The sequence below is a fragment of the Hydrogenophaga sp. ANAO-22 genome, assembly GCF_042466645.1.
In the GTDB taxonomy this organism is placed as follows: domain Bacteria; phylum Pseudomonadota; class Gammaproteobacteria; order Burkholderiales; family Burkholderiaceae_C; genus Hydrogenophaga.
Window position 1 is genome coordinate 2,052,493 of record NZ_CP159956.1, and the last position, 13,712, is coordinate 2,066,204.

The following is a 13,712-nucleotide window of genomic DNA, read 5'->3' on the forward strand; positions in this document are numbered from 1 at the left end:
TGCCGCGCCGCAGGGGCTGACGCCGTGGCACGCCGGCGCGCCACGTCCACCTGGGTCAAGGCCTTCAACCGCAACCTGCGCGCGATGGCGCGCGCGGCCCGACAACTGCCCCGCGCGCCCCGGGTGGCGCGGGCCAAGGCAGCGCGCGGCGTGGCCACCGGCCCGGGCGACTGGCTGCCCGGCCTGGCCCTGGGCCCCGGCGGCGCGCGGCGCTACCGGCTCTACCGCCCGCCCGACCTGCCTGCCCAAGGGAAGGTGCCGCTGCTGGTGATGCTGCACGGCTGCGGCCAGGACAGCGCGGGCTTCGCCGCCAGCACGCGCATGAACGCCCTGGCGCGCCGCGAAGGTTTTCTGGTGCTCTATCCCGAGCAGGACCGCCTGGCCCACCCCCAGCGCTGCTGGAACTGGTACGACACGCGCAGCGGCCGCGCCCAGGCCGAGGCCTCGCTCATCCTCGCGGCGATCGACCAGGCCACCCTGCTCTACCCGGTGGACCCCGCGCGCATCGCGCTGGCCGGCCTTTCGGCCGGCGCGGGCATGGCGGCGCTGCTGGCCACGCGCGAGCCCACGCGCTTCCAGGCCGTGGTCATGCACTCGGGCGTGGCGCCCGGGGTGGCCGAATCCACCGCCACCGCGCTCGCCGCCATGCGCGGGCGCCGCCTGCCAGCGCCGCCAGGCGAAGCGCCCGCCGATCCCGCGGCCGAGCGCTGGCCACCGCTGCTGGTCATCCAGGGCGGCAGCGACGCCGTGGTCTCGCCCAGCAACGGCGCGGCCGTGGCGCGGCTGTGGGCCGGGCAACTCGGCGCCACCGCCGGCGCGCCCCGCGAACTGCGGCGCGGCCAGCGCCACCCCATGACGGTGACCGATTTCAAGCAGCGCGGCCGCGCCCTGGTCAGCCTGGTGGAGGTGCCCCGGCTGGGCCATGCGTGGAGCGGCGGCACGGCCAGCCAGCCCTACAGCGACGCCCGGGGGCCCGATGCCTCGCGCATGGCCTGGGCCTTCGTCTCGCGCCAGTTCCGCCGGATGCCCGGCACGGAAACGCCCACGAAACCTGCCACACTGGACCGATGAGCAAACACACCCGCCACGCGCCCAAGGCCGTCGCCAAGGCCCCGGCCCCCGCCACCGCCCCCGTGCTGGTGGACCCGCTGTTCCTGGCCGCGCCCCAGGTCTCCACCTTCGTGGGCACCCAGCCGCTGACCAACGCCAGCGGCTTCTTCTTCGAGCGCGACGCGCGCCTGTACCTCGTCACCAGCCGCCACGTGCTGATCGACGAGGCCACCGACCACCGGCCCGACCGCATCGAGATCGGCCTGCACATGGACGCGGTCAACCTCACGGTCTCCACCGGCTTTTCGGTGCCCTTGTACGTGGACGGCCTCGCCGTCTGGCACCAGGGCGAGGACAGCGGTGGTGAGATCGACGTGGCGGTGATCGAACTCGACCGCGGCGCCTTCCCCGCCGAGGCCGTGGTGCGCGCCTTCACACCGGCCCACCTGCAGACCGCCTTCGACGCCGTGCCCGCCGACACCTCGCTGATGGTGGTGGGTTTTCCGCTCGGCTTCCACGACGTGGTGCACCACCTGCCGGTGCTGCGCCACGCGGCCATCGCCTCGCCCTTCGGCATCCGCTTCCAGGCCCAGGGCTTCTTCCTGACCGACGCGCGCACCCACCGGGGCACCAGCGGCGCGGCCGTGGTCATGCGCGACACCCAACCCACACCCGCCACCGCCGCCCTGCCCTGGAAGCTGCTGGGCGTGCACTCCTCGCGCATGGACATGGGCAACCGCGACCTCGTGCTCGACGAGTCGCTGGGCCTGAACTGCGCCTGGTACGCCGACATCCTGCTCACCCTGACCGAACCCGCCACCGCCGAATGAACCCGCTGCCTCCTGTCCGCCCCGCCGTCCTCGCCAGCCCCGACTACCCCTTTTCCCCGATCACGGCGCCCATCAAGCTCGACCAGAACGAATCCTTCGCCGACTTCCCCGACGAACTGAAAGGCCTCGCGCTCGAGCGCCTGCGCCAGCTGCCCTGGCACCGCTACACCGACCTCAACGCCGAAGCCCTGTGCGAGGCCATGGCGCGGCACGAAGGCTGGTCGCCCGAAGGCACCGTGGTCACCACCGGCAGCAACGTGCTGATCGCCCTGCTGATCCAGCTCAGCGCGCTGGGCGGCGGGCGCGTCGTCACCGTCAAACCCAACTTCGCGCTCTACGGCCTGGACGCGGAACTGCTCGGCGCCACCCTCACCGAAGTGCCGCTGCGCGACGACACCTCGATCGACATCGATGCCGTGATCGCCGCCCTGGGCACCTCACCGGGCCCCGCGCCGCAGGGCGTGATCTACCTGCCCCGCCCGCACGCGCCCACCGGCTCGCTGTGCGAACTCGACGAACTGGAGCGGCTCGCGCAGGCCAGCGGCCACGGCTGGCTGCTCGTCATCGACGAGGCCTACCACCACTTCACCGAACACGATGCGCGCGAACTCGCGCGCCGCCACCCGCACGTGGTGCTGCTGCGCACGCTCTCCAAGGCCTGGGGCCTGGCCGGCCTGCGCATGGGCTACGCGCTGGCCTCCGACGGCGTGGCGCGCCAGCTGCGCAAGCTGGTGCCGCCGTTTGGCGTGTCGGTGCTGCAGACGGTGTGCGCGCAAGTGGCGCTGGAGCACCCCGGCTACGTGAAAGAGCGCGTGGCGCAAACCCTGCGCGAACGCGAGCGCCTGTTCACCGCCTTGCAAGGCCACCCGAGCTGGCGGCCCCTGCCCTCGCACGCCAACTTCCTGCTCGTGCGCACACCCGACGCGGCCCAGGCGCATGCGCAACTGCTCGCCGGCGGGGTGCTGGTGCGCCGGCAGGACCGCCTGCACGGCCTGCAGGGCTGCTTCCGCGTGACCGTGGGCACGGTGGAAGAGAACGATGCGTTCCTGCGCGCGGCTGGGTTGATGGCCTAGGAAGAGACTCACTTCCCTTGGTTGAACGTGAGAAAGCAGGCGTGTTCAATTCTTTTGCCTCCTTCTCAAATTTTCTAAACCGATGAGAAAAAAGGCCTCGTAGTCCACCGGCACCGAGAGAATGCGCGCACCCCGAAAGGCCCATCCAGGGCCAAGGGATCTCTCGGAGAAGCCCATGATTCAGAGAAGCGCCATTCTGGAAGAACTGCAACGGAGCACCGCTCTGTACCTGCCCTCGTGCGCATGAGGAGGGTCATCCACCCTGGCATTGGCCCACGAAATCGGGTCTGCATCGAAGCAGGAGCGCATCGGTTTTTCAAGGCTGCAGCGTGCGCCGGACATTGAGCGCTTTTCAAGTCGCTGCATTGCTCGTGTCGGCGAGCTACGGCATCGGATTCCTGTTGGGATCAGGCGAAATGGCGATGACCTATGGCATGGGCGGCAGCATCTACGGCCTGGCCACCGCCTTCGGCATGCTCTTGCTCACTTTTCTTGCGGCCCGGTTGTGGCGATCCGGCATGTCCATCTGGGACTTCTTCGGGGCAGCCTTTGGGGAACGCTCCAGACAGGCTGTGGCCGTCTTGTCGGTGATCTGGATGGCCGGGGTTCTGGCGGCACAAATCCATGGTGGCGTTGCCATCCTCAAACTGCTGGGACTGGGTGCGATCGCAGCCTACGCGCTCGTGTTGCTTTGCATCCTGGTTGCATCCCGGCTGAACTTGAGGACCGCCTCTGCCGTGCTCTCTGTCTTCTTGTTGGCAAGTGGCGTGATTCTCGTCCTCGCATTGATCAATGGCAACGGTGGCGCCATCTACCTGAAAAGCCCACAGAGGTTCATCGCTGACGCGCCCTTGCTGGGCGTTGGCGCCATGGTGTCCATCTCGGTCGCGGTTGCCGCGCTGGTGTGCACGGGCGCCGACTACCACCAGTTCCTTCTGGCGGCCAGGCGAGCCTCTGGCGCCGTGTGGGGTTGCCTCATTGCTGCGGGGTGTCTGATCGCCGTGAGCTTTCTTCCCGCGTCGGTCGTGCTCGGGTTCAAGGAAGGCGGCCATCTCACGAACCTCTCCGATGCGAAACAGATCATCCCGTTCATCTTGGCTCAAGAGGTCGGCCATCTCGGTGCGGCCATCGGCAGCACGCTGTTGTTGGGTTTGTCTGCCGCCGCACTGGGATCGGGGGCCGCCATCACGCGAGCCATGACCGAAGCATTGGACTCGGCAACTCAAGGCATCGCGTTCGTCAGCGGCATCCGGGCGAGTCTTGTCGCACTGGGAATGGCAACAGCGCTGGCCGCACGCGGGCAAGGGATCGTCGCCACGATGGTTTCAGTGAACGTGATCTACATCGGCAGCATCGCGATCGTCTTCGTCGCTCTGCTTGCGAACTGGAAGCTGACCGCATCACAAGCCTCCCTCATCATGGGGACTGGCTTCGTGGCTTCTGCTGGTGTCTACCTGTTGGCGTGGGCGGGGGCTCATTTCACGGACGGGGATCTCGCCTCGCTGCTGGCTGGATTGGTTGCATCCGCCTCCGTTTTCTGCATTGTCGCCATCGCGGGGAAGCTCAGGAAACCGCCATCCTGAGCGCCTCTATTTCGACGGCTCCTGCGCCAGCGTGGCGCGCGCGGCGTTGACAACAACGCGCGTCATCTCCTGAAAGACAGGCGGCTCGACTTCCCATCGATGCCAATAGAGAACGACCGTCATGACTTGACCCGGGGTCAGCTCGATCAACGTGGACGTCTCGACATCACCCTTCGCCTGCTCTGCCGGCAGGAGGCCATAGCCCGCCCCCCTCAGGATCGCTTCGCGCAAAGTGTTCGGAGCCGGAAGATAGTGCTTCACATACCGTGCAACCTGAAAGCCGAACACCTTCTCCAGAAAGTCGTCGTGCAGCGAGTCCTTCCTGTTGAAGAGGACGGCAGGTGCATCCAGCACGGCCTGAAGGCCAAGCCCATTCGGAAAGTGTCGGACCGAGAACTGCGGCGTGGCGTAGCACCGGTACTCCATGTGTCCCAGCGGCTCGGCAACGAAACCGGGCATGGCATCCGACTTGGTGGAGATGCACCCGATCACCTCACCCTTGATGAGCCGTTCCATGGTGTGATCCTGGTCATCGATCACCAACTCCAGCGCGATGCGTTTCGTCTCAAGAATCCGCCAAAGCGCTTGAGAGAACCACGTCGCCAAAGAATCGGCATTGACGGCGATCGCAACCGGGACCGCCTTCTTCTCGCATCTCGTGGGCACCAGATCGGTCAACACGGCTTCCTCAATCAGTCGAAGCATCTTGACGTGGCGCATCAGTGTCTCCCCGGATGACGTGGGAACCACGGGCTTGGCGCGCACCAGGAGCACGTTGGAAAGCGAGTCCTCCAGCGCCTTGATGCGCTGTGACACCGCACCCTTGGTCACGTTGAGCACCGCGGCAGCACGATCAAAGCTCCCATGCTCGACGACCGACGCAAACGTCTCCAATTGCTCTCTGTTCAGCATCAACCTCTCTCCTCGCCTGTACAGTCAACGGTCTCGCACCGGTGCACCCTCCGCGATGCCTCGCTACTCGACCGACTCGAACCGGTTTGCACCATGCAGGAAGCGGAAGGCCTGACGGCCATCGTGCCCAAGGAGCAGGCCCAGGCGCTGGGCATCGCCTTTCAATTCGAGTCCGTTTTGATCACCCTGTCCGTGCACTCCTCGCTGGCAGCCGTGGGCTTTCTCGCGCGAGTCTGCAGCGTGCTGGCGGCGGCATCGATCCCCTGCAACGTGGTCTCCGGCTTTTATCACGACCATCTTTTCGTGCCGTCCGACAAGTTGTCCGAAACGCTCGCCGCGCTGGGCCAGCTCTCGCGAAAGACAGCGCAGACCTAAGTGCCTGCGTCGCCCACCTGGGTTCGCTCGAACGGCGTCAGCGCGTTGAGCTGCTCCCACAGGTAGACGCAGGACGGTGGCCAGGCGAAGGCCCGCCGCACGGTGATGCCGATGCGGCGGTCCACTTCGTGCAACGTCACCGGCACGCGCACCAGCGCGCCACTCGCCAGGTCTTCCTGCACCTGCAATGGCGACATCAGCGCGATGTGGTCGCTCTTCATCAGCAGCGCGCGCACCAGCGGCGGGCTGTTGGCGTGGAACGAGGCCTGGGGCAAGGGCGCGCCGGCGGCGCGGAACGCACGCTCGAAGGCGGCATGGGCCGGCGTGTTTTCCAGCGGCGCGATCCAGGCCTGGTGGCGCAACTGGCGCAGGGAGCGCAGCCGCCCCGCCGAGGCCAGCGCATGGCCCTGGCGCACCACCGCGATCAGCGATTCCCGGAACAGCTCGCGCTCTTCCAGCTCGGGCGCCACGAGCTCGCCGCGCAGGGGGCCAAGAATCATGTCGAGGTCACCGGTCTTGAGCTGCCGGGCCATGGCGTCGTAGGTGCCGTCGCTCACGGTCACCACCACCTTGGGCATGCGCTGCAGCAGCCCGGCCAGGGCGCGCGGCGCCAGCGAGGTGCTGGCCATGGGCAGCACGCCCAGGTGCAGGCGCCCGGTGGCCTCGCCCCGGTAGGCGGACATCTGTTCCTGGAGCACGCGCAGGATGTTGAGCACGCGCTTGAGCGGCGCCAACACCCGCTCGCCGTCGCGTGTCAGGCGCAGGCCCCGCTGGGTGCGCTGCATCAAGGCGCGGCCATAGGCCTGGTGCAGGGACCGCAGCTGCTGGCTGACCGCCGGCTGCGACAGGCCGAGCGAGCGCGCGGCCAGCGTTTCATTGGCCAGTTCGGCGCAGACCACGAAGCAGCGCAGCATGGGCACCGTGAGCACGCGGAACAGGCTCTCCACCTGGCGCCGCAGGGGCTCCGGCCGAGGATCCTGCGGGGTGCTTTCCGAGGCGCTCAGCACCAGCTCGGCGCGCATGGCCGCGCAGCCGCGCACCACCGCCAGCCCGGCGGTCGTGCACACCATGCCCCGGGTGCCGCGCTCGAACAGGGCCACCCGCAAGGCCTGCTCGGTCTGCTGGATGGTGCGCGAGACGGTGGAGGTGGAGCAGTGCAGGGTCTGCGCGGCCACGGCCGCGCTGCCACCTTCGTGCGTGGCTTCCACGGTGCGCAGCGCGCGCAACCGGGTCAGCGGGTCGTCGTGTGGGTCCATGCTGTCATAAGCAGATTGCAATTCGGGCCAAGCATATTGCAGTTGTGGCGCCGGCGGCCAGCCGCGACACTGGGTGGCGTTTCAACCCGTTCTCCTATAAACAGAATCTCATGACCTTTTCAGTCCCCCGGATCACCCGGCGCCAACTGGTGCTGGCCACCGCCGCCGGCCTGGCCGTCGGCCACGCGCAGGCTCAGGCCTCCTTGCCCAAGACCATCAAGCTGGTGGTGCCCTTCCCCCCGGGCGGCTCCACCGACATCCTGGGGCGCGCGATCGGCGCGCGGCTGGCCACGCAACTGGGCATCACGGTGGTGATCGAGAACAAGGGCGGCGCGGCCGGCTCGGTGGGCGCGGGCGAGGTGGCCCGCATGGCACCGGACGGCGCCACGATCATGATGGGCCACATCGGCACGCTGGCGATCAACCCCTCGATCTACCCCAAGCTGCCCTACGACCCGGTCAAGAGCTTCGCCCCGCTGGCGCTGGTCGCCCGCGTGCCCAACGTGCTGGTGGTCAACGAGAAGTTTCCCGCCACCGACTTCAAGGCCTTCATCGCCAAGGCCAAGGCCGAGCCGGGCCGGCTCAACTACTCGTCGGGCGGCAATGGCAGCGCGGCCCACATCACCTTCGAGTACCTCAAGCAGGAAGCCGGCATCTTCATGCCGCACATCCCCTACCGGGGCGCGGCGCCGGCCGTGAGCGATGTGCTGGGCGGCCAGGTGGAGGCGATCTTCACCGGCTCGCCGGCCCTGATCGCCCACATCCGCAGCGGGCGCCTGCGGCCGCTGGCGGTCTCCAGCCCGCAGCGCATGCCGGCCCTGCCCGACGTGCCCACGGTCGCCGAGAGCGGCTACCCCGGCTTCGACGCCGACCAGTGGTACGGCATCGTGGCCCCGGCCGGCCTGCCCGCGCCGCTGATCGCGCTCTACAACAGCGAGATCAACAAGGCCCTGACCTCGCCCGAGGTGGCGCGCGCGCTGGCGATCGAAGGCGCCGTGCCCACGCCCACCACGCCGCAGGCTTTCTCGCAATTGATCGCGCGCGAGATCCCGCGCTGGGCGAAAGTGATCCAGCGCGGCAACGTGAAGGCGGACTGACATGGGCACCTCCACCCGGCGCGATGTCCTCCTCTGGGGTGCGGCGAGTGCCACCGCGCTCGCCTTCGGCTCGGCCTGGTCGCAGGGCAGCGGCAACCTGGGCACGGCGCCCCTGCCCGCCCAGGGCTGGCGGCGGTTCTCGCTCGGTTCGGCCGAGGTGATCGCGCTCAACGACGGCGTGGTGCGCCGCCCGCTGGGCGAAGAGTTCGTGCGCAACGCGCCGCTGGAGCAGGTGAAAGCCGTGCTGGCCTCGCAGCAGCTGCCCACCGAGCACATCGACGTGCCCTACAACGCCTTCCTGCTGGTGGTGGGTGGCAAGCGTTGCCTCATCGACGCGGGTTTCGCCGACAACGGGCCGCCCAACACCGGGCGCCTGCTGGAGAACCTGCGCGGCGCCGGCCTGGGCCCGGCCGACATCGACACGGTGCTGCTGAGCCACCTGCACGGCGACCACGTGAGCGGCCTGCGCCGCAAGGACGGCAGCCTGGTGTTCCCGAACGCGACGGTGCTGGTGCCCACGCCGGAGTTCGACTTCTGGATGGACCCGAAGCGCCTGGAAGCGGCGCCGCCGGGCGCCAAGCCGGGCTTCGTGAACGCGCGCCGCGTGCTGGACGGCTACCCGGCCGACAAGCTGCAGCGCTTCACACCCGGAGACCGGTTGCTCGGTGCGGTGGACAGCATCGCCGCCTACGGCCATTCACCGGGGCACACGCTGTTCTCGCTGCGCGGCTCGAGCGCGAGCTTCACCTACCTGGCCGACGCGGCGCACTACCCCGCGCTGTTCACCCGCAACCCGGACTGGCAGGTGCAGTTCGACATGGACCCGGACGCCGCGCGCGCCTCGCGCCGGGCCGCGCTGGCGCGCGCGGCGGCGGACCAGGGCATCGTGGGCGGGTACCACTTCCCCTTCCCGGCGTTCGGCCGCATCCAGGCCGAGGGCAACGGCTACGCCTTCGCTTCGGCATAGCCCGCGGTCCGGATGCCTTCGGCATCAAGCGTTCAACTGGGCCAGCGCCGTCTCGATCTCCTCGTAAACAAGACCTCCCTTAGGAAGATCACCCATTTGCCACAGCTCGATCCGCAATGCCTCCAGGATCTCTCGCTGCTCCGCAAATTTCTCTGTCTTGAAGTAGGTCAGAAAAGCTTTGAATGCGTGTGGGATGTGTTCCTCAGGCAATGCGAGCAGGACCTTGATCACCATGAGCGGCTCCGAGACATAAATTGCCTTTAACGCCATGGTGCATTTCCTCGTGTAACCCTCGTAATTGCCTATGAAGTATCCGACGTGCAGCATCACGGCCAGGATGCGCTCCTGCGCGGGCGGATAAAGCTGAGCCACAAGATGGAGGCATGCGTCGGCCACATCAGACTGAATATCGGAAGGCTGATAGAGAAGGCTATCGCACAGCGAAGTGACCACGGCCTCTTGGAGGTCGCACTCCAGCTCCTTGAGCGGCAGGCTGTTCAGAATGTCGAAAACGGTTTGATAGTGGAGGCGCGTTGGCCGCGCGGTCATGTGAAGGAAATAGGGGATCACCGTCAGTGTGTCTGTCTGCTGCTCCTGCTCATGACTTCTGAGATCCTGCAAGAGCCCGATCTCTTCCGACTCCTGCAGCGCACCCCTCAAAACCGGGAAAAGCGGGAAAGGCGATCCATTGACGAGTTTCGCGAGCGCTCTCAGAAAGGTTGCGGAATAGTCAATGGCACCCTCTCCGGGGTTATTCCGAATACGCCAGTAGACGGGCAGGAAGTGTTGGAAATAGTCTTTTTTTCTATCATATGGAAGACTGTTTACCAGTTGAACCAGCAACAGGGAAAATTTTCCAAACGCCTCAACGGAACGGCTTGCCGCGAGACTGGTCAGCTCGCACAACTGCCTGGGTTCAGGCAGCGCTCCCCCTTGCAGACATTGCTCGAGCAAGGTTTCCAAAGGAGCATGCTGTAGGGGCTCCGGCAAAGCACGAATGCGATCTATCACAACCGAAAGCTGGGTAGCCAGTGTTCGATCGCGTGCCGCATCCTTGATATGCCGGATCAGCTCAAACCTCTTATCTCCAAGCAACCGCACCCGGTGAAGAAGGCCTGCTTGAAGAACCGATGAGTTCAAGCGATGCAACAACGCGAACGCGTCTCGGTCGGCGTACTGCTCCGCCACCCGTCCCATCAGATCGCGTCGCATGGATGGAGAAGCAGACTCATCCTGCTCCGGTGCAGTCAACGGATCTGCCAGCGGCTCCTCTTGAGCAACGCCTTGCGAGATCTCGGGGTAAGTGTCGATACCGTTGATGTGGAGAGAGGGACCTGAATTCAAATGAATGGACATGGCATTTCACAAAGGACAGACGTTGAACGCCCTCCAGAGACACTCCCTGGAGAACCTGTACTCAGTGGTTTCAGCCCATGTGGAGTTCGGCCCCCCGCAGGGCCCTCAGCCTTTGGCCACCTCGTGGTTGGCCATCAGCTCCAGCGCCTTCACCAGCGCCGAGTGATCCAGGTCGGCCAGGCCGTTCGCGGCGCAGGCGCCCATGAGCTGGGCGGCGCTGGCGGTCTGCGGCAGGCCCACACCGAGCTCCTTCGCGCCCTGCAGCGCGAGGTTCAGGTCCTTCTGGTGCAGCTTGATGCGAAAGCCCGGGTTGAAGGTGCGCTTGATCATGCGCTCGCCGTGCACCTCGAGAATGCGGCTGGCCGCGAAACCGCCCATCAGCGCCTGGCGCACCTTGGCCGGGTCGGCGCCGGCCTTGCTGGCGAACACCAGGGCCTCGCTCACGGCCGCGATGTTGAGCGCCACGATGATCTGGTTGGCCACCTTGGTGGTCTGGCCGTCGCCGTTGCCGCCGACCAGCGTGATGTTCTTGCCCATCAGCTCCAGCAGCGGGCGCACGCGCTCGAACACGGCCTCGTCGCCGCCGCACATGATGGTGAGCGAGCCGGCCTTGGCGCCGACCTCGCCGCCCGACACCGGCGCGTCGATGTAGTCGCAACCGAGCGCATTGATCCTCTTCGCGAAGTCCTTGGTGGCCATGGGCGAGATCGAGCTCATGTCGACCACCACCTTGCCCTTGCTCAGGCCTTGCGCCACGCCGTTCTCGCCGAACAGCACGGCCTCCACATCGGGCGTGTCCGGCACCATGGTGAAGATCACCTCGGCCTCTTTCGCCACGGCAGCGGCGTTCTCGCAGCGCACGCCACCGGCGGCCTGGATGGCTTCGGGCACCTGGCTGCGCGTGTGCACGTACAGCGAGTGGCCGGCGTTGACGAGGTGCAGGGCCATGGGCGTGCCCATGATGCCCAGGCCGATGAATCCGATCTTCATGAAACTTCCTTGAAAAGAGGGGTGGGGGAGGCGCTCAGTAACCGTCGGGCGTGGCCTTGGGCTGCGAGGCGCGCAGCGTGGAGAGCACCTGCTGCGAGCCGGCGGCCATGAGGCGGGCGTCCGAACTGATGGTGACGAACTGAAAGCCCATGGCGATGCGGCGCGCGGCCGCTTCGGGCGAACCGTTGTGGATGCCGGCCACCAGGCCGTGCGCCTTGGCGCGCGCCAGGATGTGCTCCACGGCGGCGGCGGCCTTGGGGTCGAGGTCGTCGAAGGTCGGGTTGCAGCCGAGCGCGAGCGACAGGTCGGACGGGCCGATGTAGATCGCGTCCAGCCCGGGCGTGGAGAGGATTTCCTCGAGGTTGTCGAGCGCCTGCGCGGTCTCGATCATGGCGAAGGTGACGATGGTGTCGTTCGCGTGTTTCGGGTAGTCGGCGCCGCCGTAGAGCAGCGCGCGCACCGGGCCGAAGCTGCGCGTGCCGCGCGGCGCGTAGTGCGTGTACGCCACCAGCTTCTCGGCGTCGGCGCGGCTGTTGACCATGGGGCAGATGACGGCGTAGGCACCGGCGTCCAGGGTCTTCATGAGAATGCCGGGCTCCAGCCAGGGCACGCGCACCACCGGCACGGTGTCGGTGGTGGAGATGGCCTGCAGCATGGTCACCATGGCCTGGTAGTCCACCACGCCGTGCTGCAGGTCGATGGTCAGCGAGTCCCAGCCCTGGTGCGCCATGGTCTCGGCGGAAAAGCTGTTGGGAATGGCCAGCCAGCCGTTGGCCACGGCGCCGCCACGGGCCCAGATTTCACGCAGACGGTTGGGTCTCATCGGTTTCCTTCTTCTTGCAATGGGTCAAGGGATTGTCAGCGGTCCAGCGCGGGGCGCTTGGGGTCGAAGCGCCAGTTCGGGATCAGGAACTGCATGGCGATCGCGTCGTCGCGCGCGCCCAGGCCGTGCGCCATGTAGAGCCGGTGCGCCTTCTCCACCTCGACCATGTCGAGCTCGACCCCCAGGCCAGGCTTCTTCGGCACCTGCACGTGGCCGCCCACGATCTGCAGCGGCTCCTTCGTCAGGCGCTGGCCGTCCTGCCAGATCCAGTGCGTGTCGATCGCGGTGACCTTGCCGGGCGCGGCAGCGCCCACGTGGGTGAACATCGCGAGCGAGACGTCGAAGTGGTTGTTGGAGTGCGAGCCCCAGGTCAGGCCCCAGTCGCGGCAGGTCTGCGCCACGCGCACGCTGCCGGCCATGGTCCAGAAATGCGGGTCGGCCAGCGGGATGTCGACCGATTGCAGCGAGAGCGCATGCACCATCTGCCGCCAGTCGGTGGCGATCATGTTCGTGGCCGTGGGCAGGCCGGTGGCGCGGCGGAACTCGGCCATCACCTCGCGGCCAGAGAAACCCTCTTCCGCGCCGCAGGGATCTTCGGCGTAGGCGACCACGCCGCGCATGCGCTGGCCCAGACGGATCGCGTCTTTCAGCAGCCAGCCACCGTTGGGGTCGAGGGTGACGCGGGCATCGGGAAAGCGCTCGTGCAGCGCGGTCACGGCGTCGACTTCTTCGTCGCCGCGCAGCACGCCGCCCTTGAGCTTGAAGTCGTTGAAGCCGTAGCGCTCGCGCGCGGCCTCGGCCAGGCGCACCACGGCCTCGGGCGTCATCGCGGTCTCGTGCCGCAACCGACTCCAGGCGTTGTCGGCGTCGGGCTCGCTGGCATAAGGCAGGTTGGTTTTTTTCCGGTCGCCGACGAAGAACAGGTAACCCAGCATCTCCACCGCGTCGCGCTGCTGGCCCTCGCCGAGCAGCGCGGCCACGGGCACCTCCAGGTGCTGGCCCAGCAGGTCCAGCAGGGCCGACTCCACCGCCGTCACGGCGTGGATGGTGGTGCGCAGGTCGAAGGTCTGCAGCCCCCGCCCGCCCGCGTCGCGGTCGGCGAAGCGGGTCTGCAGCTGCTGCAGCACTTTCTGGTGTGCCCCCAGGGGCTGGCCCACCACCAGTTCCCGCGCGTCCTCCAGTGTCTGGCGGATCTTCTCGCCGCCGGGCACCTCGCCCACGCCGGTGCGCCCGGCGCTGTCGGTGAGGATGAGCAGGTTGCGCGTGAAGAACGGCGCGTGCGCGCCGCTCAGGTTGAGCAACATGCCGTCGCGGCCCGCGACCGGTATGACGCGCAGCTCGGTGACGCGGGGGGTGGAGGAGGCGGTGGTCGGCATGAAGGGGTTCAAAAGAATGTGTCC

The 13,712-nt window shown here is 67.3% G+C and carries 13 protein-coding genes; 7 read left to right on the forward strand and 6 right to left on the reverse strand.

Annotated features, from left to right (window positions below; all coding sequences use genetic code 11):
* Positions 1-24 precede the first annotated feature (24 nt).
* The 4 genes from ABSY19_RS09775 (at position 25) to ABSY19_RS09790 (ending at position 4,536) form a co-directional block, all read left to right on the forward strand.
* Entirely contained in the window at positions 25-1,071 is a 1,047-nt protein-coding gene (locus ABSY19_RS09775; protein WP_382161924.1) for an alpha/beta hydrolase family esterase, read from the forward strand.
* Positions 1,068-1,880 carry a trypsin-like peptidase domain-containing protein gene (locus ABSY19_RS09780; RefSeq protein WP_382161927.1) on the forward strand — a complete coding sequence of 271 codons (813 nt, stop codon included), beginning with the start codon at positions 1,068-1,070 and terminating at the stop codon, positions 1,878-1,880. Before ABSY19_RS09775 ends, ABSY19_RS09780 begins: the two co-directional genes overlap by 4 nt.
* Positions 1,877-2,953, forward strand: a complete 1,077-nt coding sequence (locus ABSY19_RS09785) for a pyridoxal phosphate-dependent aminotransferase (protein WP_382161929.1) — start codon at positions 1,877-1,879, stop codon at positions 2,951-2,953. The genes ABSY19_RS09780 and ABSY19_RS09785 overlap by 4 nt, the downstream gene beginning before the upstream one ends.
* 329 nt (positions 2,954-3,282) lie before the next feature.
* Positions 3,283-4,536 (forward strand): hypothetical protein, encoded by a 1,254-nt coding sequence (locus ABSY19_RS09790; RefSeq protein WP_382161932.1) that lies wholly within the window; start codon positions 3,283-3,285, stop codon positions 4,534-4,536.
* Between the two features lie 6 nt (positions 4,537-4,542).
* Here the strand turns inward: ABSY19_RS09790 and argP are convergent, their stop codons facing one another.
* Positions 4,543-5,448 carry an HTH-type transcriptional regulator ArgP gene (gene argP, locus ABSY19_RS09795; RefSeq protein ID WP_382161935.1) on the reverse strand — a complete coding sequence of 302 codons (906 nt, stop codon included), beginning with the start codon at positions 5,446-5,448 and terminating at the stop codon, positions 4,543-4,545.
* 93 nt (positions 5,449-5,541) lie between these two features.
* On the opposite strand from argP, the gene ABSY19_RS09800 reads away from it, so the two are divergent.
* Positions 5,542-5,823 (forward strand): ACT domain-containing protein, encoded by a 282-nt coding sequence (locus tag ABSY19_RS09800; RefSeq protein WP_382161938.1) that lies wholly within the window; start codon positions 5,542-5,544, stop codon positions 5,821-5,823.
* Here the strand turns inward: ABSY19_RS09800 and ABSY19_RS09805 are convergent.
* A complete protein-coding gene (locus ABSY19_RS09805) occupies positions 5,820-7,079 on the reverse strand; it encodes a LysR substrate-binding domain-containing protein (protein WP_382161941.1) in 1,260 nt (419 codons plus the stop codon). The two genes, ABSY19_RS09800 and ABSY19_RS09805, sit on opposite strands and share 4 nt — an antisense overlap.
* Before the next feature lie 110 nt (positions 7,080-7,189).
* On the opposite strand from ABSY19_RS09805, the gene ABSY19_RS09810 reads away from it, so the two are divergent.
* Together ABSY19_RS09810 and ABSY19_RS09815 are read left to right on the forward strand one after the other, a co-directional pair.
* Complete coding sequence (locus tag ABSY19_RS09810; RefSeq protein ID WP_382161944.1) at positions 7,190-8,176, forward strand: Bug family tripartite tricarboxylate transporter substrate binding protein; 987 nt, start codon at positions 7,190-7,192, stop codon at positions 8,174-8,176.
* A gap of 1 nt (position 8,177) precedes the next feature.
* Positions 8,178-9,143, forward strand: coding sequence for an MBL fold metallo-hydrolase (locus tag ABSY19_RS09815; protein WP_382161947.1), 966 nt, complete (start codon positions 8,178-8,180; stop codon positions 9,141-9,143).
* 24 nt (positions 9,144-9,167) lie between these two features.
* On the opposite strand, the gene ABSY19_RS09820 is transcribed toward ABSY19_RS09815, so the two are convergent.
* The 4 genes from ABSY19_RS09820 to gudD all read right to left on the reverse strand — a co-directional run bounded on the left by ABSY19_RS09820 (position 9,168) and on the right by gudD (position 13,688).
* Entirely contained in the window at positions 9,168-10,499 is a 1,332-nt protein-coding gene (locus ABSY19_RS09820; RefSeq protein WP_382161950.1) for a hypothetical protein, read from the reverse strand.
* Positions 10,500-10,604: 105 nt separating this feature from the next.
* Entirely contained in the window at positions 10,605-11,489 is an 885-nt protein-coding gene (gene glxR, locus ABSY19_RS09825; RefSeq protein WP_382161953.1) for a 2-hydroxy-3-oxopropionate reductase, read from the reverse strand.
* A 34-nt stretch (positions 11,490-11,523) separates the two neighbouring features.
* Positions 11,524-12,312: an HpcH/HpaI aldolase/citrate lyase family protein gene (locus ABSY19_RS09830; protein WP_382161956.1), complete on the reverse strand. Its 789-nt coding sequence runs from the start codon at positions 12,310-12,312 to the stop codon at positions 11,524-11,526.
* A 35-nt stretch (positions 12,313-12,347) separates the two neighbouring features.
* A complete protein-coding gene (gene gudD / locus ABSY19_RS09835; protein WP_382161959.1) occupies positions 12,348-13,688 on the reverse strand; it encodes a glucarate dehydratase in 1,341 nt (446 codons plus the stop codon).
* Positions 13,689-13,712 lie beyond the last annotated feature (24 nt).

Bases quoted from the DNA above. Each gene is read 5' to 3' on its own strand.
- ABSY19_RS09820 (WP_382161950.1), bottom strand. From the start codon at position 10,499: ATGTCCATTCATTTGAATTCAGGTCCCTCTCTCCACATCAACGGTATC.
- argP (WP_382161935.1), bottom strand. From the start codon at position 5,448: ATGCTGAACAGAGAGCAATTGGAGACGTTTGCGTCGGTCGTCGAGCAT.
- ABSY19_RS09830 (WP_382161956.1), bottom strand. From the start codon at position 12,312: ATGAGACCCAACCGTCTGCGTGAAATCTGGGCCCGTGGCGGCGCCGTG.
- gudD (WP_382161959.1), bottom strand. From the start codon at position 13,688: ATGCCGACCACCGCCTCCTCCACCCCCCGCGTCACCGAGCTGCGCGTC.
- ABSY19_RS09785 (WP_382161929.1), top strand. From the start codon at position 1,877: ATGAACCCGCTGCCTCCTGTCCGCCCCGCCGTCCTCGCCAGCCCCGAC.
- ABSY19_RS09800 (WP_382161938.1), top strand. From the start codon at position 5,542: ATGCAGGAAGCGGAAGGCCTGACGGCCATCGTGCCCAAGGAGCAGGCC.
- ABSY19_RS09805 (WP_382161941.1), bottom strand. From the start codon at position 7,079: ATGGACCCACACGACGACCCGCTGACCCGGTTGCGCGCGCTGCGCACC.
- glxR (WP_382161953.1), bottom strand. From the start codon at position 11,489: ATGAAGATCGGATTCATCGGCCTGGGCATCATGGGCACGCCCATGGCC.
- ABSY19_RS09810 (WP_382161944.1), top strand. From the start codon at position 7,190: ATGACCTTTTCAGTCCCCCGGATCACCCGGCGCCAACTGGTGCTGGCC.
- ABSY19_RS09780 (WP_382161927.1), top strand. From the start codon at position 1,068: ATGAGCAAACACACCCGCCACGCGCCCAAGGCCGTCGCCAAGGCCCCG.
- ABSY19_RS09815 (WP_382161947.1), top strand. From the start codon at position 8,178: ATGGGCACCTCCACCCGGCGCGATGTCCTCCTCTGGGGTGCGGCGAGT.